Consider the following 17,678-nt stretch of genomic DNA (forward strand, 5'->3'; position numbering starts at 1 on the left):
ATCGCCGGGAGGCCGCGTGTGTTGTCCACGGTGAGCCCGGAGAACCGGGCCGACCGACGTGGGAGGAGCCGTGATGGCTGTGCAGACGCAGAGGGCCGTGCTTGCGGGCGGATGCTTCTGGGGCATGGAGGAACTGATCCGCCGGCTCCCGGGGGTGACGGCCACGCGGGTCGGCTACACCGGAGGCGACGTGCCGAACGCGACGTACCGCAATCACGGCACGCACGCGGAGGCCATCGAGATCCTCTTCGACCCCGAGAAGACCGACTACCGGGCGCTCCTGGAGTTCTTCTTCCAGATCCACGACCCGAGCACGAAGAACCGCCAGGGCAACGACATCGGCCTCAGCTACCGCTCGGCGATCTACTACGTCGACGACGAGCAGAAGCGGATCGCCGAGGACACCATCGCGGACGTCGACGCCTCTGGACTGTGGCCCGGCAAGGTCGTCACCGAGGTGGAGCCGGTCGGCCCGTTCTGGGAGGCCGAACCCGAGCACCAGGACTACCTCCAGCGCTACCCCGACGGGTACACCTGCCACTTCCCGCGCCCGGGATGGCGGCTCCCCGCCCGCACGGAGGGCTGACCCCGGGGCCGGACCGCCGGGTCCGGCCGCGAGGCGCGACCGTGAGGCGCGACCGCGGGGCCGCCCGGCCGGCGCCCGCTCAGTGCGGCAGCGACGCCGGGCTGCCGCCGTTCGCCTCGTAACCCGCCACCGCCAGGGCCCGGTACACGGCGAACTCCGCCGCCGGGTCCGCGGACAGCGTCCACGGCAGCGCGCCCACATGGCCGTCGACGTGTATCAGCTGGTTCATGGCCTCCGACCAGCGCTCGGAACGCACCAGGAAGAACACCAGCAGATGGCGCACATGCGCCGCCATCGGATCGTCGGGGCGGGCCGACTGGACGGCGAACAGCGCGCCGTGGACCGCCTTGCGCACCACCTCGCTCTGGTAGAAGCCGCTCACCAGGTTCACCTCGGGCAGGTGCTCGAACACCGCGAACAAGGGCATCGCGGCGAGCAGCGAACCCCCGGGCGCGCGGGCCGCGGCCGCCTCCGCGAAGGACGTCGCCTCCTCGCGCGAACCGTGCCACTTCTCGCACCAGTAGTGCAGGGCCGCCAGATGCGCCCCCATGTGCGCGGGCGCGCGGTCCAGGATCTTCAGCCAGAGCCGCTCGAACTCCGGCTGCGAGTAGTCCAGCCCGCGCGCCACCGACAGCTCGACGATGTACGGGATCGGGTCTCCGGGGGCCAGCAACGCCGCCTGACCGCAGGCGTCATGGGCCTCCTCCATGATGATCCGGAAGTCGTCCGTGCCCGGCGTCGACGTCCGCCACGCCTGCTGCACCAGGAACTCGGCGTGCACCGCCGCGCCGCCCGCGTCCTTGGGCTCCTCGGTCCGCCACACCCGCAGCCACTGCCCGCCCGGGGTCTCCGAGACGCCGCCCGGCCGCTGCTGCAGCTCCAGCGCCGCGGCGCCCGCGAAGGCCTGCACGCGCTGCCAGCGCAGCTCGCCCTCCGTCTCGGTCCCCGCCAGCAACTGCTGTGCCGCCCGGTAGTCCTGCGTGCGCTGCACCACGGCCAGGACGTCCAGCAGGTCCTGGTCGGGGCCGGGCATGCGGATGTCGAGCTCCTCCTCGCGGACGAAGCCGTAGTTCGCCGGGTCCGCGGCGTCCGGGTGGCCCGCCGGGACCAGCTCTATCCCGCCCCGCCGGCGCCGCAGGAACGGGAGCAGGACGAAGCCGAGCACGACCAGCGCCATCAGGACCCAGAGAATCTCCATGGCTCAAGGGTTCCAGAAGCCTCTGACAATTGGCCAACCCGGTCGGGTCGAGCGCCCGCCGCTTCGGCGCATTACTCTCGGGACCCATGAGCGACAGGCACATCAGTCAGCATTTCGAGACCCTCGCGATCCACGCGGGCAACACCGCCGATCCCCTGACCGGCGCGGTCGTCCCGCCGATCTACCAGGTCTCGACCTACAAGCAGGACGGCGTCGGCGGTCTGCGCGGCGGCTACGAGTACAGCCGCAGCGCCAACCCGACCAGGACCGCCCTCGAGGAGAACCTCGCCGCCCTGGAGGGCGGCGTCCGGGGTCTCGCGTTCGCTTCCGGACTGGCGGCCGAGGACTGCCTGTTGCGTACGCTGCTGCGGCCCGGCGACCACGTGGTCATCCCCAACGACGCATACGGCGGCACGTTCCGGCTGTTCGCGAAGGTCGTCTCCCGGTGGGGCGTGGAGTGGTCGGTGGCCGACACCAGCGACCCGGCCGCCGTGCGCGCCGCGATCACCCCGAAGACGAAGGCCGTGTGGGTGGAGACCCCCTCCAACCCGCTGCTCGGCATCACCGACATCGCCGCCCTCGCGCAGGTCGCGCGGGACGCGGGCGCGCGGCTCGTCGTCGACAACACCTTCGCCACCCCCTACCTCCAGCAGCCGCTGGCGCTCGGCGCGGACGTCGTCGTGCACTCGCTCACCAAGTACATGGGCGGGCACTCCGACGTGGTGGGCGGCGCGCTGATCGTGAGCGACCGGGAGCTCGGCGAGGAACTGGCGTTCCACCAGAACGCGATGGGCGCGGTCGCCGGGCCCTTCGACTCCTGGCTGGTGCTGCGCGGCACCAAGACGCTGTCGGTGCGCATGGACCGGCACAGCGAGAACGCCACCAAGATCGCCGACATGCTGACCCGGCACGCGCGCGTGACGCGCGTCCTCTATCCGGGCCTGCCGGACCACCCGGGCCACGAGGTCGCCGCCAAGCAGATGCGGGCCTTCGGCGGCATGGTGTCGTTCCAGGTCGAGGGCGGCGAGGAGGCGGCCGTCGAGGTCTGCAACCGCGCCAAGGTGTTCACGCTCGGCGAGTCCCTCGGCGGCGTGGAGTCCCTGATCGAGCACCCCGGGCGCATGACGCACGCGTCCGCGGCCGGCTCGGCCCTGGAGGTCCCGGCCGACCTGGTGCGCCTGTCCGTGGGCATCGAGAACGTCGACGACCTCCTGGACGACCTCCAGCAGGCCCTCGGCTAGGGCGTGTTGCGAAAGTAGCGTCGTCCGCCCGGAGGGCGGGCCCAGCGGCGTCTGGTGCGTGCGATCGCAAGGCGGAGGGTCGCCCTCGTACTGGGTGTACGAGGGCGACCCCGACGACGCAGCGAGCGCGCGTGCCAGGCGTCGCAGGGCAGGCGATACTTTCGCAACACGCCCTAAGGGCTGCCGCAGCCTTACCAGTCCGTCAGGGGTGGGGTCGTCTCCGACGGCGGCTCCACCCAGGGCTGGACCGTGACCGCCCAGACGGTGAACGCCAGGGCCACGGCCAGCAGCGTCAGCCACAGCAGCCGCCGGGCGAGCGCACGGCGGCGCAGCAGGCGGTCGCCGCGGCGTACGACGTCCTCGTGGAGTCCCGGGGGCACGCGCGTCACCGTCCGCTCCATGATCCGCCGTACGGCGGCCTCCCGTTCCGGCCGGTTCACACGAGCCTCCCCGGCCCGTCGGCGTCCGCGTCCGGCGTCCTCACGGCGTCGCCGTCCTGGCCGCCGTGCCGGACGCCGCCGGGTTCGCGGCGGGCGGGCGCGGGGGGTGCAGCAGGGTCGCCGTCGCCCGGTCGCACAGGGCGTGGACGCGCTCCTGGGGAAGGCCGAGGAGAGCCGCGACCTGCTCCTCCCCGACGCCCTCGTACAGCCGCAGCACCAGGATCAGGCGCTCCTGGGGCGTGAGCAGGGCCAGCGCTCCGGTGGGGGGCGGGCCGCCGTGGCGATGCCAGGCGCTGCGGGCGAAGCGGGTGGCCAGGTACTGGCGGGCCCGGTCGTACGGGTCCTCGCCGCGCAGCCGGTCCCAGCACGCGTACGTGTGCGCGAGGGCCAGCGTCAGCAGACGCCGCGCGCGCGGGTTGTCGTCCGGCGCCTCCGCCGTGAGCAGGGTGGCGGTGTGCAGCAGCCGTCCGCCCGCGCCGGCGACGAACGCCTGGAACTCACTGGCCCGGCGGGCCGCCCGCGCCTCGTCACGTGCTCTCACCGCGCCCTCCGGCCCGTCGGCGACCCCCTGGGAACGGGCCCCGGCGGTGTGCGTACGGGGACCCGGTCTCATATAGGGCCAGGGGCGGGGTTTCGGTCAAGAGCCACGCACGCGCGGGATCCCCTCGAGGGGACCTCGCAGGAGGCTCAGGAGGCGGGCGCCGGCTCCGCGCCGGGGAGCCCCTGAGCGGCCATGCGCGCGGAGAGCGCGCCGTTGAAGCGCGTCAGGAGCGTGCAGAAGGACTCGCGCTCCTCCGGCTCCCAGTCCTGGGTCAGTTCCGCCATCAACCTGCGTCTGGAGGAGCGCACTTCCTCCAGCCGCGACATCCCGCGCGGGGACAGCTGCAGCACCACGGCCCGGCCGTCCTCCGGGTGCGAGGTCCGCTTGACCAGCCCGGTGTCGACGAGGGGAGCCACCTGCCGGGTGACGGTCGAGGAGTCGATGCCCATGCTCGCCGCGAGCGCCTTGACGCCCATCGGGCCTTCGTTGTCGAGACGGTTCAGCAGCAGGTACGCGGCGCGGTCCATGGAGTTGCGCACCTGCCCCGCGCCGCCGAGCCGGGTCTGTTCGGCACGGCGCGCGAACACCGCGACCTCGTGCTGCAGCGTGTCGAGAAGACCGGTGTCACCGACGGTCGTCATGTCCATCGACATTTCAGGTGTTGTGGGCATGGCCGGGGGCTCGCTTCATGAAAAGGGGTGCTGGGTTGGGGGACAGGGTACGCGGCCGGAAGGGGGGCCGTACCGGCGCTGAGGAAACCGGTCTCGGTGGTTGGTCACAGCGGTTGTTCCCGCTTGTGAACTGCGATGCTGGAGTCATGAGCTACGGCACGGCTGACTCCTCGCGGCCCGTCACCCTCGACGATGTGCGCGGCGCGCAGAAGATGCTCTCGGGCGTGGCGCGGACGACCGCGATGGAGGGCAGCCGGCACCTGTCCCAGCTCGTCGGTGCGCCGGTGCACCTGAAGTGCGAGAACCTCCAGCGGACGGGGTCGTTCAAGCTGCGCGGCGCGTATGTGCGCATAGCGGGTCTGCTGCCGGAGGAGCGCGCGGCCGGGGTGGTCGCCGCGAGCGCCGGCAACCACGCGCAGGGTGTGGCCCTGGCGTCGTCGCTGCTGGGCGTGCGGTCGACGGTGTTCATGCCGCAGGGCGCCCCGCTGCCGAAGGTCAGCGCGACGCGGGAGTACGGCGCCGAGGTGCGGCTGCACGGCCAGGTCGTCGACGAGACGCTGGCGGCGGCGCAGGAGTACGCGGCCGAGACCGGCGCGGTGTTCATCCACCCCTTCGACCACGCGGACGTCATCGCCGGTCAGGGCACGGTCGGCCTGGAGATCCTGGAGCAGTGCCCGCAGGTCCGCACGATCGTCGTCGGGATCGGCGGCGGGGGGCTGGCGGCGGGCATCGCGGTCGCGGTGAAGGCGATGCGGCCGGACGTGCGGCTGGTGGGCGTGCAGGCGGAGGGCGCGGCGGCGTATCCGCCCTCGCTGGCGGCCGGGCGTCCGGTGTCGCTGAGCAATCCGGCGACGATGGCCGACGGCATCAAGGTGGGCCGCCCCGGTGACGTGCCGTTCGGGATCGTCGGCGATCTCGTGGACGAGGTGCGCACCGTCTCGGAGGGCGAGCTGTCCACGGCGCTGCTGCTCTGTCTGGAGCGGGCGAAGCTGGTCGTCGAACCGGCCGGGGCGAGCCCGGTCGCGGCGCTGCTGAGCGAGCCCGGCGCGTTCGAGGGCCCGGTCGTCGCGGTGCTGTCCGGGGGCAACGTCGACCCGGTGCTGATGCAGCGCGTCCTGCGGCACGGCATGGCCGCGCAGGGCCGCTACCTGGCCGTTCGCCTGCGTCTGACGGACCGGCCGGGGGCTCTGGCCACACTGCTGGGGGCGTTGTCAGTGGTGGACGCTAACGTCCTGGATGTGAGCCATGTGCGGACCGATCCCCGGCTCGGGCTCTCGGAGGCGGAGGTCGAGCTGCATCTGGAGACGAAGGGGCCGGCGCACTGCGTCGAGGTCGGCCGGGCTTTGCGCGAAGCCGGCTACACGGTCATCGACTGACCGGTCGCCGACGAGTTGATCACCGCTCCTTCACTCGTTCGGGTAAGTCCATTGAGAGACGCGATACATCGCGTTATGGTGTGTGTCACATGGCCCGACCGACCGATCGCCCCCGACGACATCCCTACGACGATCCCCGACGACGCGGAGACTCAGGAGACTCATATGCCAGGCGCCATCCATGCCGAAGGACTGGTGAAGACCTTCGGTGACGTCAAGGCTCTGGACGGCGTCGATCTCGACGTCCCGGAGGGCACGGTCCTCGGCCTGCTCGGGCCGAACGGTGCGGGAAAGACCACCACGGTCCGCTGCCTGACCACACTCCTGCGCCCGGACAGCGGCCGCGCCGTGGTCGCCGGGCTGGACGTGCTGAAGCACCCCGACGCGGTCCGGCGCTCGATCGGCCTGTCCGGCCAGTTCGCCGCGGTCGACGAATACCTCACCGGCCGCGAGAACCTCCAGATGGTCGGCCAGCTCTACCAGATGCGGACCGCGGACGCGAAGGCCCGGGCCGCGGAGCTGCTCGACCAGTTCGACCTGGCCGACGCCGCCGACCGCACCACCAAGACCTACTCCGGAGGCATGCGCCGCCGCCTCGACCTGGCCGCCGCGCTGGTCGTCTCACCGCCCGTGATGTTCATGGACGAGCCGACGACCGGCCTGGACCCGCGCAACCGCCAGCTCCTGTGGGACGTGATCAAGCGTCTCGTCTCCGACGGCACCACACTGCTGCTGACCACGCAGTACCTGGAGGAGGCCGACCACCTCGCGCACGACATCGCGGTCGTCGACCACGGCAAGGTGATCGCCCGCGGCACCTCCGACGAGCTCAAGGCCCGCACCGGGGGCGAGCGCGTGGAGGTCGTGGTCCACGACCGCGAGCACATCCCCGCCGCCGCCGAGGTGCTGGCCGGCTTCGGCAAGGGCGAGACCGCCGTCGAGGAGCACACCCGCAAGCTCACCGTGCCCGTCACCGGCGGCGCGAAGCTCCTCGCCGAGGTGATCCGCGAACTGGACGCCCGCGGCATCGAGATGGACGACGTCGGCCTGCGCCGCCCCACCCTCGACGACGTGTTCCTGTCCCTGACCGGACATGTCGCCGAGTCGAAGAACGGCGAGACGGGCCACCACGCCAAGGAGGAAGCGAAATGAGCGCCGCCGTCCAGGCCGCCCCCGCCGCGGCGCCGAACCGCCCGCGAGGGCAGGCCGTCCGGGACTCGCTGGTCGTTGCAAAACGCAACTTGATCAGAATGTCCAGAATTCCGGAGATGGTCATTTTCGGGCTCATTCAGCCCATCATGTTCGTGGTGCTGTTCACTTACGTCTTCGGCGGGTCCATGCAGATCGGCGGCAGCACCAGCGCCACCGACTACAAGAACTTCCTCATGGCGGGGATCTTCGCCCAGACCGTCACCTTCGCCACCGCCGGAGCCGGCGCGGGCATCGCCGACGACATGCACAAGGGCCTCATCGACCGCTTCCGCTCCCTGCCCATGGCGCGCGGCGCGGTCCTCACCGGCCGCACCCTCGCCGACCTGGTGCAGACGGCGCTCACCCTGCTCGTCCTCGCCGTCGTCGCCCTCCTGGTCGGCTGGCGCCCCGGCTCCGACGGCAGCACGAACGCCGGCCGGATCCTGGCCGCCTTCGGGCTGCTGCTCCTGCTCGGTTACGCGTTCACCTGGATCGGCGCCCTGATCGGCCTCAGTGTGCGCACCCCCGAGGCGGCCACCTCCGGAGGGCTGATCTGGCTCTTCCCGGTCACCTTCATCTCCAACGCGTTCGTGGACACCAGCAACATGACGCCCTGGCTGCGCCATATCGCCGAGTGGAACCCCTTCAGCGCCACCGTCCAGGCCTGCCGGGTCCTCTTCGCCAACCCTGGCCAGTCACCGTCCGACGCCTGGCCCATGCAGCACCCGGTCTGGGCCTCGCTGATCTACTCGGTCCTGATCGTCCTCGTGTTCCGCACACTGGCGGTGCGCAAGTACCGCTCGGCCACCGCATGAGCGATGCCCCCCGGCGCCACAGGGGCGCCGGGGGGCATCGGGCAGAGATCAGGGATGTGTCAGCCGTTGTAGGGCACGGCCTTGAGGATGCGCACGGAGGCGGTCTTGCCGTTCGGCAGCTCGTACTCCGCGTCCTCGCCGACCTTGTGACCGATGACGCCGGCCCCCAGCGGGGACTGCGGCGAGTAGGTCTCGATGTCGGCGCTCGCGTACTCGCGCGAGGCCAGCAGGAAGTCCAGGGTGTCGTCCTCGTCACCGTCGAAGGCGATCGTCACGACCATGCCGGGGGCCACCGCGCCGTCCGCGGACGCCGGAGCCTCGCCGACCTTCGCGTTCTCCAGGAGCTGGGTCAGCTGGCGCACTCGGAGCTCCTGCTTGCCCTGCTCCTCCTTGGCCGCGTGGTACCCGCCGTTCTCGCGCAGGTCGCCCTCCTCGCGCGCGGCGGCGATCTTGGCGGCGATCTCCGTGCGCGCAGGACCAGTAAGGTACTCAAGCTCGTCCTTGAGCTTGTTGTACGCCTCCTGGGTCAGCCAGGTGACGTTCTCGCTGGTCTGGGTCACAGGGTGCTCCTCGTCGGTACTGGGAAATACAAAGCTCGCCCTGCCCGGAAGCATGTTCCTCCAGGGATGGGCGAAACCACGAGCCTAACAATTCAGGGGCCGAAGGGGGAGGACATAAGCCACCAGAATTACGTCGGCGCAGGTCACCGTGTACGTATTGCGGAGGAAAGACATGCGCCCCGGCGGGCGGAGGGCCGCCGCCGGGACCGTGAGGTCAGTCCGCGTGACAGCCGAGCAGCTCCGCCGTCGTGCCCTGCGCCGTCGTACGCAGCGTGACCACGCGGTCGATACGGGTGTCCGAGCCGGAGAACCGGAAGTCCGCGCGGCCCACCTCGGCGCCGTTCTCGGCCTGCGAGCGGACCGTGCAGTAGCCGCTCGTGCCCGCGTCCTTGCGGACCTCCAGATGCGCCTGCACCGAGTTCGCGGTGGCCTTGAAGCTGATTACCTCGGCGCTGATCTTGTTCTGGCCCACGTAGTGGTAGGCGAAGTAGCCGAGCAGGGCGAGCAGCGCCGCGCCCAGGACGGCGCCGACGAGCTTGAGGGTGCGGTCGGCGCGCTCGTCGGAGGAGCGGCCGTAACGACCCTGGGGCGGTCGCGTGGTCGCCGTACTCATGATCGTCCTCTCCGCCGGGGCGGGACGAACGTCCCGAAAACGGCACCGGAGCCCCGCTCCGGAATTATCGAGCTCCCGATTCGGTCACTATAGAAGCCGCTGACCGCACCCCGGCCCATGGGGGCGCCGACTTTTCGAGGATTGAGTCTTGACTGACCAGCTGCGACTGATGGCCGTCCACGCGCACCCCGACGACGAGTCGAGCAAGGGCGCGGCCACCATGGCGAAGTACGTGTCCGAGGGGGTGGACGTGCTGGTCGTGACCTGCACGGGAGGGGAGCGCGGCTCCATCCTCAACCCCAAGCTCCAGGGCGACACGTACATCGAGGAGCACATCCACGAGGTGCGCAAGAAGGAGATGGACGAGGCCCGCGAGATCCTCGGGGTCAAGCAGGAGTGGCTCGGCTTCGTCGACTCCGGCCTGCCCGAGGGCGACCCGCTGCCCCCGCTGCCCGAGGGCTGCTTCGCCCTGGAGGACGTGGACCGGGCGGCCGGCGAGCTGGTGCGGCAGATCCGCTCCTTCCGTCCGCAGGTGATCACCACCTACGACGAGAACGGCGGCTACCCGCACCCCGACCACATCATGACCCACAAGATCTCGATGGTCGCCTTCGAGGGCGCCGAGGACACCGTGAAGTACCCGGAGGACGAGTACGGCCCGGCGTACCGCCCGCTGAAGCTCTACTACAACCAGGGCTTCAACCGCCCGCGCACCGAGGCGCTGCACCACGCGATGCTCGACCGCGGGCTGGAGTCCCCCTACGGGGAGTGGCTCAAGCGCTGGGACGAGTTCGGGCGGAAGGAGCGCACCCTCACCACGCATGTCCCGTGCGCCGACTTCTTTGAGATCCGCGACAAGGCGCTGATCGCGCACGCCACGCAGATCGACCCCGACGGCGGCTGGTTCCGGGTGCCGATGGAGATCCAGAGGGAGGTCTGGCCCACGGAGGAGTACGAGCTCGCGAAGTCGCGGGTGGACACCTCCCTCCCCGAGGACGACCTGTTTGCGGGCATCCGCGACAATGCCTGACATGAGCGCAAGCGTGAGCCTGGCAGTGACGCAGTTCGCCACCCTCGCCAAGGAGGTGGACAAGGACAAGGTCACCCCCGGCGTCCTCGGTTTCATCGTCTTCGCGGTGATGGCCGTGGCCGTGTGGGGCCTGATGAAGTCCATGAGCAAGCACATGGGCAAGGTCGACTTCGAGGAGAAGACCGAGGACCGGACGTCGGCCTCCTCCGGCGACGGCCCCAAGGGCAAGGCGTCCCCGGCGAACAGCTGACCCGCCCGCAAGGGCGCGAGGACCCCTGACAGCCGCCCCACACGCACACCGTGCCCCGTGGGGCGGCCCCCGGCACGCCCCCGCGCCGTGCCACGGCCGCCCCGACGGACGCCTGACGCCGGCACAGGTGGCAGCTGGAGTATGTGGGGAGTGTTCCGACCGCCCGCGAACAACGATTGTCCGAGCGCTACCGGTCGGATGGCGCGAGCGAGACCTCTTCGTCCTTACAGGACCCCAAGATCGACCGTGATGGAGAAAGGTGCGGTGGCCTTCACCGTGCCTGTGAACATCTCGCCGTCCCTGTAAGCCTTGGTGGCGGGATCGAGGACGTAGGTGTAGACGATCGGGACACCGGTGGCGGCCTGCTCGACCCGCCAGTAGAAGGGGATGCCGACCTTGGCGTACTGGTCCACCTTCACGATCCGGTCAGTGGTCTCCGAACCGGGCGACACGACCTCGACGACCAAGAGCACGTGCTCGGGGCGGGTAGGCGTGAGGTCGATGGTCTCCGCCCGGTAGACGATGACGTCGGGACGGCGGTTGGTGAGCGGAACGTCCTGCAGACGCACGTCGAAGTCCGTGTCAGCGTTCCAGTCCGGGCCCGCGGCGGCGTCCAGGGCATTGGCCAGGATCCGAGCCAGCCGGTTGTGCCGTTTGGGGGCGCTCGGGCTCACCACGACCATCCCGTCCACGATCTCGATACCGGCACACTGCTCCTCGGACCAGGAGTCGTACTGTTCGGCGCTGATCTGTGAATGCATCCACGCGGGCGCCACCATCTCGGCGGTCATGGTGTACCTCCTTCGAGGAGCCTCGGCAGGTCCAGCGCTGCGTCCAGCCTACTGTTTCGAGGTGTCGAGCCGCCCGGCCCAGGGGAACGCCGGGAAAGGCTGGACAGCGCCTTCGAGGAGAAGTCCGACCCGGACGAGCCGGGCGGCCTCCTCCGGCGACGGCCCCCAGGGCAAGGCGTCCCCGGCGAACAGCTGACCCGCCCGCAAGGGCGCGAGGACCCCTGAGAGCCGCCCCACCGCACACCGTGCCCCATGGGGCGGCCCCCGGCACGCCCCCGCGCCGTGCCACGGCCGCCCCGGACGAACGCCTGACGCACGGGGGGCGGGGTACTGCGGCAGGATGGACGTCATGGCGAACCGACTGGCCCACGAGACCTCCCCCTATCTCCTCCAGCACGCCGACAACCCGGTCCACTGGTGGCCCTGGTCGGCGGAGGCGTTCGAGGAGGCGCGCAGGCGGGGTGTGCCGGTGCTGCTCAGCGTGGGGTACTCCAGCTGCCACTGGTGCCATGTGATGGCGCACGAGTCGTTCGAGGACCAGGCGACCGCCGACTACCTCAACGAGCACTTCATCAGCGTCAAGGTCGACCGCGAGGAGCGCCCCGACGTCGACGCCGTGTACATGGAGGCCGTGCAGGCCGCCACCGGGCAGGGCGGCTGGCCGATGACCGTGTTCCTCACGCCGGACGCCGAGCCCTTCTACTTCGGCACCTACTTCCCGCCCGCGCCCCGGCACGGGATGCCGTCCTTCCGGCAGGTGCTGGAAGGGGTGCGGCACGCCTGGACCGACCGGCGCGAGGAGGTCGCCGAGGTCGCCGGGAAGATCGTGCGGGACCTGGCGGGCCGGGAGATCGCCTACGGCGACGACGTCGCCCCGGGTGAACAGGAGCTGTCGCAGGCGCTGCTCGGCCTGACCCGTGAGTACGACCCGCAGCGCGGCGGGTTCGGCGGGGCGCCCAAGTTCCCGCCGTCCATGGTGATCGAGTTCCTGCTGCGCCACCACGCCCGCACCGGCGCCGAGGGCGCGCTCCAGATGGCCCGGGACACCTGCGAACGCATGGCCCGCGGCGGGATCTACGACCAGCTCGGCGGCGGTTTCGCCCGCTACTCCGTCGACCGGGACTGGACCGTGCCGCACTTCGAGAAGATGCTGTACGACAACGCGCTGCTGTGCCGGGTGTACGCGCACCTGTGGCGGGCCACCGGCTCGGAGCTCGCGCGCCGGGTCGCGCTGGAGACCGCCGACTTCATGGTGCGCGAACTGCGCACCGCCGAGGGCGGGTTCGCCTCCGCGCTGGACGCCGACAGCGACGACGGGACCGGCCGGCACGTCGAGGGCGCGTACTACGTCTGGACGCCCGAGCAGCTCACGGAGGTCCTCGGCGCCGAGGACGCGCAGACGGCCGCACAGTACTTCGGCGTCACCGAGGCGGGCACCTTCGAGGAGGGCGCCTCCGTCCTGCAACTCCCGCAGCAGGACGGTGTGTTCGACGCCGAGAAGATCGCCTCTGTCAAGGAGCGGCTGGCGGCCGCGCGGGCGGCGCGGACCGCTCCCGGCCGGGACGACAAGGTCGTCGCCGCCTGGAACGGGCTCGCGATCGCCGCGCTGGCCGAGACCGGCGCGTACTTCGACCGCCCCGACCTCGTCGACGCGGCCGTCTCCGCCGCCGACCTCCTCGTACGGCTGCACCTCGACGACCGGGCCCGGCTGGCCCGCACCAGCAAGGACGGGCACGTCGGCGCGAACGCGGGCGTGCTGGAGGACTACGCCGACGTGGCGGAGGGCTTCCTCGCACTGGCCTCCGTGACGGGGGAGGGCGTGTGGCTGGAGTTCGCGGGCTTCCTGCTCGACCAGGTACTGGTCCGTTTCGTGGACCCCGAGTCGGGGGCGCTGTACGACACCGCCGCGGACGCCGAGCGGCTCATCCGGCGGCCGCAGGACCCGACCGACAACGCGGTGCCCTCCGGCTGGTCGGCGGCCGCGGGCGCGCTGCTGTCGTACGCGGCGCACACCGGCTCCGAGCCCCATCGCACCGCCGCCGAGCGGGCGTTGGGGGTCGTGAAGGCGCTCGGGCCGCGGGTGCCGCGGTTCATCGGGTGGGGGCTGGCCGTGGCGGAGGCGCTGCTCGACGGGCCGCGTGAGGTGGCCGTGGTCGGCCGGGCCGGGAGCGATCCCGCCGCCGACGAGCTGCACCGGACCGCGCTGCTCGGCACCGCGCCCGGCGCGGTGGTCGCCCGGGGCGCGCTGGACAGCGAGGAGTTCCCGCTGCTCGCGGACCGGGTGCTCGTCGAGGGCGCGGCGACGGCGTACGTCTGCCGGGGGTTCGTGTGCGAGCTGCCGACGACGGACGCGGACGCCCTGCGGGACAGGCTCACGCCGTGAGCGGTGTCGTGACCGGCGTCCGCGCTCAGTCGGTGGAGGCGAACTCCGCCATCGCTCGTTCCACGATGGTCTCCAGCTGTTCGTGGTGGGCGCCCTTCCAGTAGGCGCGGCCGCATTCACGGCACTGGGCGAACACGTCGTAGGAGCGGTGCGTGCCGTGCTCCAGCTGGTCGGCGACCTCGTCCTTGGTGGCCTGTCTCAGCAGACCGTTGCAGGCGGTGCAGCGCGTCCAGGGGCGCAGCTCGGGGGCGAACCGGGCCAGGACGTCCCGGAGCTGGTCGTCGGGGCGGGTGCTGTAGACGTATCCGCCGGCCCACAGTTCGCGGCGGCGCAGCAGGCCCCGGTCGCGGCTGAGCATGACCCGGCGCTCGGCGGCGGAGCGGGCGGCGAGCGCCGGGTCGCCGATGTCCGTCGACTCGTACGCGGTGTCCACGCCGAGCAGGCGCATCCGGCGGGCGAGGGTGCCGAGGTGGACGTCGAGGAGGAAGCGCAGGGGCGCGCCGGGCACCCGCTGGGGCCGGGCGACGGGGCGGACGCTCACCGACTCGCCGTGCGCCGGGATGTGCGAGAACGGCGCCTCACGGCCGTCGACGACGAGGGCGCCGACCTCGGTCAGCGGGACGCCGAGGGACTCCACGACGTGGCCGAGGGTGGAGACGCCGTCGACGGCGAGGGGGTGGACGCCGGTCCGCCGGGCGTGCGGGACGAACAGGGCCAGTTCGGGGGCGACTTCGACGTGGATCTCGGATGTGCTCACCCGGTCAGGATGGCACGGGGAGGGCCGGGGCTCGCCGGGGTTTTCCCGGGCCTTGCCCCGGCCCCCTCCCGGAGGCCTTTCTCAGGGGCTCTCCCGGGGCAGGCCCTGCTGGAGGACCCGCAGGGAGCGGTCGACGAGGTCGGCGAAGTCGTCCCGGTGACCGTTCTCCGCCCAGTACAGCGAGGTCTCCATCAGGCCGCCGAGGAGGGACATCGCGTAGACCCGCACCTCCAGGCTGTCGGGGGCGCGGCCGGTGCGTTCGGCGATCGCGGTGCAGAGCAGGCGGCCGGTGGCCGACATGCTCTCCATCATCCGGGAGCGCACGGCGGGGACCTCGACCATCAGCCGGGTGCGCAGCCGTGCCACCTCGGGGTCCTCCACGACGCCGGTGCGGACGGCCTCCCGCAGCATGTGCCGGATGCTGTCCGCCCACGGCTCGTCGGCGGGCCGGCCGCGGAGCTCCTCCAGCAGGACGGCGTCGTACTCGTCGGTGAGGACGATGTCCTCCTTGGCCGGGAAGTAGCGGAAGACGGTCGACGGCGACACCTCCGCCCGCTCGGCGATCTGCTCGATCGTGGTGGCGTCGTACCCCTGCTCCTCGACGAGGGCGTAGGTCGCGGCGCGGATCGCCTCACGGGTCTTGATCTTCTTACGCTCACGGAGCCCCGGCCGGGGCCGGTCGCCGGGGGAGGTGGTCTGTACGGCCGTCATGCAGGTCATTGTCGAACATCACCCGGCGCCAGGACCACGCCCGAGGGCCCGGACGACTCGTCGGCATCCCGCGCCGCGGGGCGGGGCGCGCTCGGCAGCAGCACGGCGGCGAGCAGGGCGGCGACGATCGCCGCGATCCCGCACACCGCGAGGGCGACGTCCATGCCGTGGACGTAGGCGCTGTTCGCGGAGGCGGTCAGCTCATCGAGGCCCGTGCGCTCGGCGAGCAGGTGGGCGGCGACCACGGATCCCCCGGCGGCGTCGGCGGCCTCCGTGGGCAGTCCGGTGACGTCGAGGCGGCCGCGGTAGGCGCTCGCCAGGAGGCTGCCGAGCAGGGCGATGCCGATCGCGCCGCCCACCTGGCGCAGCGTCATCAGCAGCCCGGAGCCGCTGCCGGCCCGATCCGACGGCAGGGTGCCGAGGGCGCCCGACATCGCGGGCACGAGGGAGAAGCCGAAGCCGAACCCGGCGACCGACAGCCACAGCGCGGTGAAGCCGTAGCCGGATTCCACCGTCGTACGGCTGCCCAAGAGCGCGGCGAAGGCCAGCACCGCCAGACCGGCGCTCACCACGGTCCGCGCCCCGAAGCGGGCGACGAACGGCTGCGCGGCCCGGGCGGCCACGACCAGCCCGCCCATCATCGGCAGCAGACGCACCCCGGTGCCGAGGGCGTCGTGGCCAAGAACTGACTGGAGGTAGGGCGGCAGCACGAACAGCAGCCCGGACAGAACGAAGACCACCAGGGTCGCCGCGAGCGTGTTGAACAGGAACCCGCGGCGGGCGAGCAGTGTCAGGTCGAGCAGGGGCCGGGGCATCCGGCGCTCGCGCAGCACCAGGGCGGCGATCAGGGCGACGGCCGCGCCCGACATGGCGAGGACGAGCGGATCGGCCCAGCCGCGGCCGGGCGCCTCGATGATGGCGTAGACGAGCGCACCGAGCCCGGCGGCGGTGAGCGCGGTGGAGACGGCGTCGACCTTGGGGGAGGACGGGTCGCGGGTCTCCGGCAGCAGCAGGAGGCATGAGGCGATGCCGAGCGCGGCCATCGGGACGTTGACGAGGAAGACCGAGCCCCACCAGAAGTGGTCGAGCAGCCAGCCGCCGACGATCGGGCCGAGCGGCAGGCCGAGCGTCGAACCGGCGGAGACGATGCCGACGGCCTTGGCGCGCTCCTCGGGTGCGAACAGCGAGGGCAGGACCGACAGGGCGAGCGGGGTGACCAGCGCCGCCCCGACGCCCATCACCGCGCGGGCGGCGATGACCGCGCTCACGTTCTCGGTGAGCGCTCCCGCCAGCGAGCCGGCCAGGAAGACGCCGAGTCCGGTGATCAGCATCCGCCGCCGGCCGAACCGGTCGCCGAGCAGCCCGGCGGGGAGCATCAGCGCCGCGAAGACGACGACGTAGGCGTCCGCCGTCCACTGCTGTTCCCCGGTGCTCGCGCCCAGGTCGGCGGCCATGGTCGGCAGCGCCACGTTGAGGATCGTGATGTCGAAGCCGAGCGTGAGCATGCTCGCGACCAGGGCCCCGAGGGCCCACCAGCGTCGGGGGTCCGGGCGGGCAGGCCCGGCCGGTAATGTGACAGCATCCATGAAATGAGAGTAGCTTTCAAAATGTAGGGGCTGTCAATAGCGAGTGTGTCGGTGTCGGGTCGGGCAACGCGGAAGGGCCACGGCTCCGCAAGCCGTGGCCCTCTTCGTTCCGGGGTTGGAGTGCTCTTCCCGTGTTCTACGTGTGCTTGTACGCCACCAGGGAGATGCCCACGTAGTGGACGACGAACGCGGCCAGTGTCAGGGAGTGGAAGACCTCGTGGAACCCGAACCAGCGGGGTGACGGGTTGGGGCGCTTGATGCCGTAGATCACGCCGCCGGCGCTGTAGAGCAGGCCGCCGACGACCACCAGGACCAGGACGGCGATGCCGCCGGTGCGCATGAAGTCCGGGAGGAAGAACACGGCCGCCCAGCCCATCGCGATGTAGCAGGGGGTGTAGAGCCAGCGCGGGGCGCCGACCCAGAACACCCTGAACACGATTCCCGCGGCGGCGGCGGCCCAGATGCCCCACAGCAGCCACTGCCCCTTGGCGCCGGGCAGGAGCAGCATCGTCAGCGGGGTGTAGGTGCCCGCGATGATCAGGAAGATGTTCGCGTGGTCGAGGCGGCGCAGGATGCCGTCCATGCGCGGAGACCAGTCGCCCCGGTGGTACAGGGCGCTCACGCCGAACAGCAGGCAGGCGGTCAGTGCGTAGATGCCGCAGGAGATGCGGCCTCTGGTGGAGTCGGCCAGGGCGGTGAGCACGAGCCCGGCGATGAGCACGGCCGGGAACATGCCGAGGTGCAGCCAGCCGCGCAGCTTGGGCTTGACCGGGTGCGGCAGGGAGAGCGCCACGGGACCGCGGCCGGCGGCCGGCTGGTCCGTGGGCGCGTCGGGGGCGGACGCAGTCATACCCGGCATCGTATCTACGGAGCCGTAAGTTGCGGATCCGCGCGACGAGAGGGGGGCCGCCTGAGGCCGTCATCTCACGCCTAATCGC

19 protein-coding genes are annotated in these 17,678 nt (G+C 71.6%); 8 read left to right on the forward strand and 11 right to left on the reverse strand.

The genetic code is table 11. The features are described 5' to 3' along the window. Positions 1–73: 73 nt before the first annotated feature. Positions 74–586, forward strand: a complete 513-nt coding sequence (gene msrA, locus EV567_RS18690; protein WP_130441441.1) for a peptide-methionine (S)-S-oxide reductase MsrA — start codon at positions 74–76, stop codon at positions 584–586. Between the two features lie 79 nt (positions 587–665). On the opposite strand, the gene EV567_RS18695 is transcribed toward msrA, so the two are convergent. Further along, positions 666–1,784 carry a hypothetical protein gene (locus tag EV567_RS18695; RefSeq protein WP_130441443.1) on the reverse strand — a complete coding sequence of 373 codons (1,119 nt, stop codon included), beginning with the start codon at positions 1,782–1,784 and terminating at the stop codon, positions 666–668. An 86-nt stretch (positions 1,785–1,870) separates the two neighbouring features. On the opposite strand from EV567_RS18695, the gene EV567_RS18700 reads away from it, so the two are divergent. Then, a complete protein-coding gene (locus EV567_RS18700) occupies positions 1,871–3,025 on the forward strand; it encodes a cystathionine gamma-synthase (RefSeq protein WP_130441445.1) in 1,155 nt (384 codons plus the stop codon). A 191-nt stretch (positions 3,026–3,216) separates the two neighbouring features. Here EV567_RS18700 and EV567_RS18705 read toward each other — a convergent pair whose 3' ends face one another. From EV567_RS18705 to EV567_RS18715, 3 genes are all read right to left on the reverse strand, one after another. Then, complete coding sequence (locus tag EV567_RS18705; protein WP_130441447.1) at positions 3,217–3,465, reverse strand: hypothetical protein; 249 nt, start codon at positions 3,463–3,465, stop codon at positions 3,217–3,219. A 40-nt stretch (positions 3,466–3,505) separates the two neighbouring features. Beyond that, positions 3,506–4,006 carry a sigma factor-like helix-turn-helix DNA-binding protein gene (locus tag EV567_RS18710; protein ID WP_207228803.1) on the reverse strand — a complete coding sequence of 167 codons (501 nt, stop codon included), beginning with the start codon at positions 4,004–4,006 and terminating at the stop codon, positions 3,506–3,508. Between the two features lie 146 nt (positions 4,007–4,152). Next, positions 4,153–4,653, reverse strand: a complete 501-nt coding sequence (locus tag EV567_RS18715; RefSeq protein ID WP_130441718.1) for a MarR family winged helix-turn-helix transcriptional regulator — start codon at positions 4,651–4,653, stop codon at positions 4,153–4,155. A 170-nt stretch (positions 4,654–4,823) separates the two neighbouring features. On the opposite strand from EV567_RS18715, the gene ilvA reads away from it, so the two are divergent. The 3 genes from ilvA (at position 4,824) to EV567_RS18730 (ending at position 8,059) form a co-directional block, all read left to right on the forward strand. After that, positions 4,824–6,053, forward strand: coding sequence for a threonine ammonia-lyase (ilvA, locus tag EV567_RS18720; protein WP_130441449.1), 1,230 nt, complete (start codon positions 4,824–4,826; stop codon positions 6,051–6,053). 165 nt (positions 6,054–6,218) lie between these two features. After that, complete coding sequence (locus EV567_RS18725; RefSeq protein WP_130441451.1) at positions 6,219–7,205, forward strand: ATP-binding cassette domain-containing protein; 987 nt, start codon at positions 6,219–6,221, stop codon at positions 7,203–7,205. Next, complete coding sequence (locus EV567_RS18730) at positions 7,202–8,059, forward strand: ABC transporter permease (protein ID WP_130441453.1); 858 nt, start codon at positions 7,202–7,204, stop codon at positions 8,057–8,059. The genes EV567_RS18725 and EV567_RS18730 overlap by 4 nt, the downstream gene beginning before the upstream one ends. Positions 8,060–8,118: 59 nt before the next feature. Here the strand turns inward: EV567_RS18730 and greA are convergent, their stop codons facing one another. Continuing rightward, positions 8,119–8,619, reverse strand: coding sequence for a transcription elongation factor GreA (gene greA / locus EV567_RS18735; protein WP_130441455.1), 501 nt, complete (start codon positions 8,617–8,619; stop codon positions 8,119–8,121). 214 nt (positions 8,620–8,833) lie between these two features. After that, positions 8,834–9,232: a DUF4307 domain-containing protein gene (locus tag EV567_RS18740; protein WP_130441457.1), complete on the reverse strand. Its 399-nt coding sequence runs from the start codon at positions 9,230–9,232 to the stop codon at positions 8,834–8,836. A gap of 169 nt (positions 9,233–9,401) precedes the next feature. Here EV567_RS18740 and mca point away from each other — a divergent pair, with 169 nt between their 5' ends. Together mca and EV567_RS18750 are read left to right on the forward strand one after the other, a co-directional pair. Further along, on the forward strand, positions 9,402–10,262 hold the full coding sequence (mca, locus tag EV567_RS18745) for a mycothiol conjugate amidase Mca (RefSeq protein WP_165430426.1): 861 nt from the start codon (positions 9,402–9,404) through the stop codon (positions 10,260–10,262). Further along, positions 10,255–10,512 (forward strand): hypothetical protein, encoded by a 258-nt coding sequence (locus tag EV567_RS18750; protein ID WP_165430416.1) that lies wholly within the window; start codon positions 10,255–10,257, stop codon positions 10,510–10,512. Before mca ends, EV567_RS18750 begins: the two co-directional genes overlap by 8 nt. A 224-nt stretch (positions 10,513–10,736) precedes the next feature. Here EV567_RS18750 and EV567_RS18755 read toward each other — a convergent pair whose 3' ends face one another. Next, the gene (locus EV567_RS18755) at positions 10,737–11,303 is read right to left on the reverse strand and encodes a Uma2 family endonuclease (RefSeq protein WP_130441463.1); all 567 of its coding nucleotides are present in this window, start codon (positions 11,301–11,303) and stop codon (positions 10,737–10,739) included. A gap of 349 nt (positions 11,304–11,652) precedes the next feature. On the opposite strand from EV567_RS18755, the gene EV567_RS18760 reads away from it, so the two are divergent. Next, entirely contained in the window at positions 11,653–13,686 is a 2,034-nt protein-coding gene (locus EV567_RS18760) for a thioredoxin domain-containing protein (RefSeq protein ID WP_130441465.1), read from the forward strand. A gap of 25 nt (positions 13,687–13,711) precedes the next feature. Here EV567_RS18760 and EV567_RS18765 read toward each other — a convergent pair whose 3' ends face one another. From EV567_RS18765 to EV567_RS18780, 4 genes are all read right to left on the reverse strand, one after another. After that, positions 13,712–14,443 carry a Mut7-C RNAse domain-containing protein gene (locus EV567_RS18765; RefSeq protein ID WP_130441467.1) on the reverse strand — a complete coding sequence of 244 codons (732 nt, stop codon included), beginning with the start codon at positions 14,441–14,443 and terminating at the stop codon, positions 13,712–13,714. Between the two features lie 81 nt (positions 14,444–14,524). Further along, entirely contained in the window at positions 14,525–15,163 is a 639-nt protein-coding gene (locus EV567_RS18770; protein WP_130441469.1) for a TetR/AcrR family transcriptional regulator, read from the reverse strand. Further along, positions 15,160–16,740, reverse strand: a complete 1,581-nt coding sequence (locus EV567_RS18775) for an MFS transporter (protein ID WP_130441471.1) — start codon at positions 16,738–16,740, stop codon at positions 15,160–15,162. The genes EV567_RS18770 and EV567_RS18775 overlap by 4 nt, the downstream gene beginning before the upstream one ends. Before the next feature lie 136 nt (positions 16,741–16,876). Continuing rightward, positions 16,877–17,590 carry a hemolysin III family protein gene (locus tag EV567_RS18780; protein WP_130441473.1) on the reverse strand — a complete coding sequence of 238 codons (714 nt, stop codon included), beginning with the start codon at positions 17,588–17,590 and terminating at the stop codon, positions 16,877–16,879. Positions 17,591–17,678 lie beyond the last annotated feature (88 nt).

The organism is Streptomyces sp. BK239 (assembly GCF_004217285.1).
GTDB lineage: Bacteria > Actinomycetota > Actinomycetes > Streptomycetales > Streptomycetaceae > Streptomyces.

Bases quoted from the DNA above. Each gene is read 5' to 3' on its own strand.
- msrA (WP_130441441.1), top strand. From the start codon at position 74: ATGGCTGTGCAGACGCAGAGGGCCGTGCTTGCGGGCGGATGCTTCTGG.
- EV567_RS18695 (WP_130441443.1), bottom strand. From the start codon at position 1,784: ATGGAGATTCTCTGGGTCCTGATGGCGCTGGTCGTGCTCGGCTTCGTC.
- EV567_RS18700 (WP_130441445.1), top strand. From the start codon at position 1,871: ATGAGCGACAGGCACATCAGTCAGCATTTCGAGACCCTCGCGATCCAC.
- EV567_RS18715 (WP_130441718.1), bottom strand. From the start codon at position 4,653: ATGGACATGACGACCGTCGGTGACACCGGTCTTCTCGACACGCTGCAG.
- ilvA (WP_130441449.1), top strand. From the start codon at position 4,824: ATGAGCTACGGCACGGCTGACTCCTCGCGGCCCGTCACCCTCGACGAT.
- EV567_RS18725 (WP_130441451.1), top strand. From the start codon at position 6,219: ATGCCAGGCGCCATCCATGCCGAAGGACTGGTGAAGACCTTCGGTGAC.
- EV567_RS18730 (WP_130441453.1), top strand. From the start codon at position 7,202: ATGAGCGCCGCCGTCCAGGCCGCCCCCGCCGCGGCGCCGAACCGCCCG.
- EV567_RS18740 (WP_130441457.1), bottom strand. From the start codon at position 9,232: ATGAGTACGGCGACCACGCGACCGCCCCAGGGTCGTTACGGCCGCTCC.
- mca (WP_165430426.1), top strand. From the start codon at position 9,402: ATGGCCGTCCACGCGCACCCCGACGACGAGTCGAGCAAGGGCGCGGCC.
- EV567_RS18750 (WP_165430416.1), top strand. From the start codon at position 10,255: ATGCCTGACATGAGCGCAAGCGTGAGCCTGGCAGTGACGCAGTTCGCC.
- EV567_RS18755 (WP_130441463.1), bottom strand. From the start codon at position 11,303: ATGACCGCCGAGATGGTGGCGCCCGCGTGGATGCATTCACAGATCAGC.
- EV567_RS18760 (WP_130441465.1), top strand. From the start codon at position 11,653: ATGGCGAACCGACTGGCCCACGAGACCTCCCCCTATCTCCTCCAGCAC.
- EV567_RS18770 (WP_130441469.1), bottom strand. From the start codon at position 15,163: ATGACCTGCATGACGGCCGTACAGACCACCTCCCCCGGCGACCGGCCC.
- EV567_RS18775 (WP_130441471.1), bottom strand. From the start codon at position 16,740: ATGGATGCTGTCACATTACCGGCCGGGCCTGCCCGCCCGGACCCCCGA.
- EV567_RS18780 (WP_130441473.1), bottom strand. From the start codon at position 17,590: ATGACTGCGTCCGCCCCCGACGCGCCCACGGACCAGCCGGCCGCCGGC.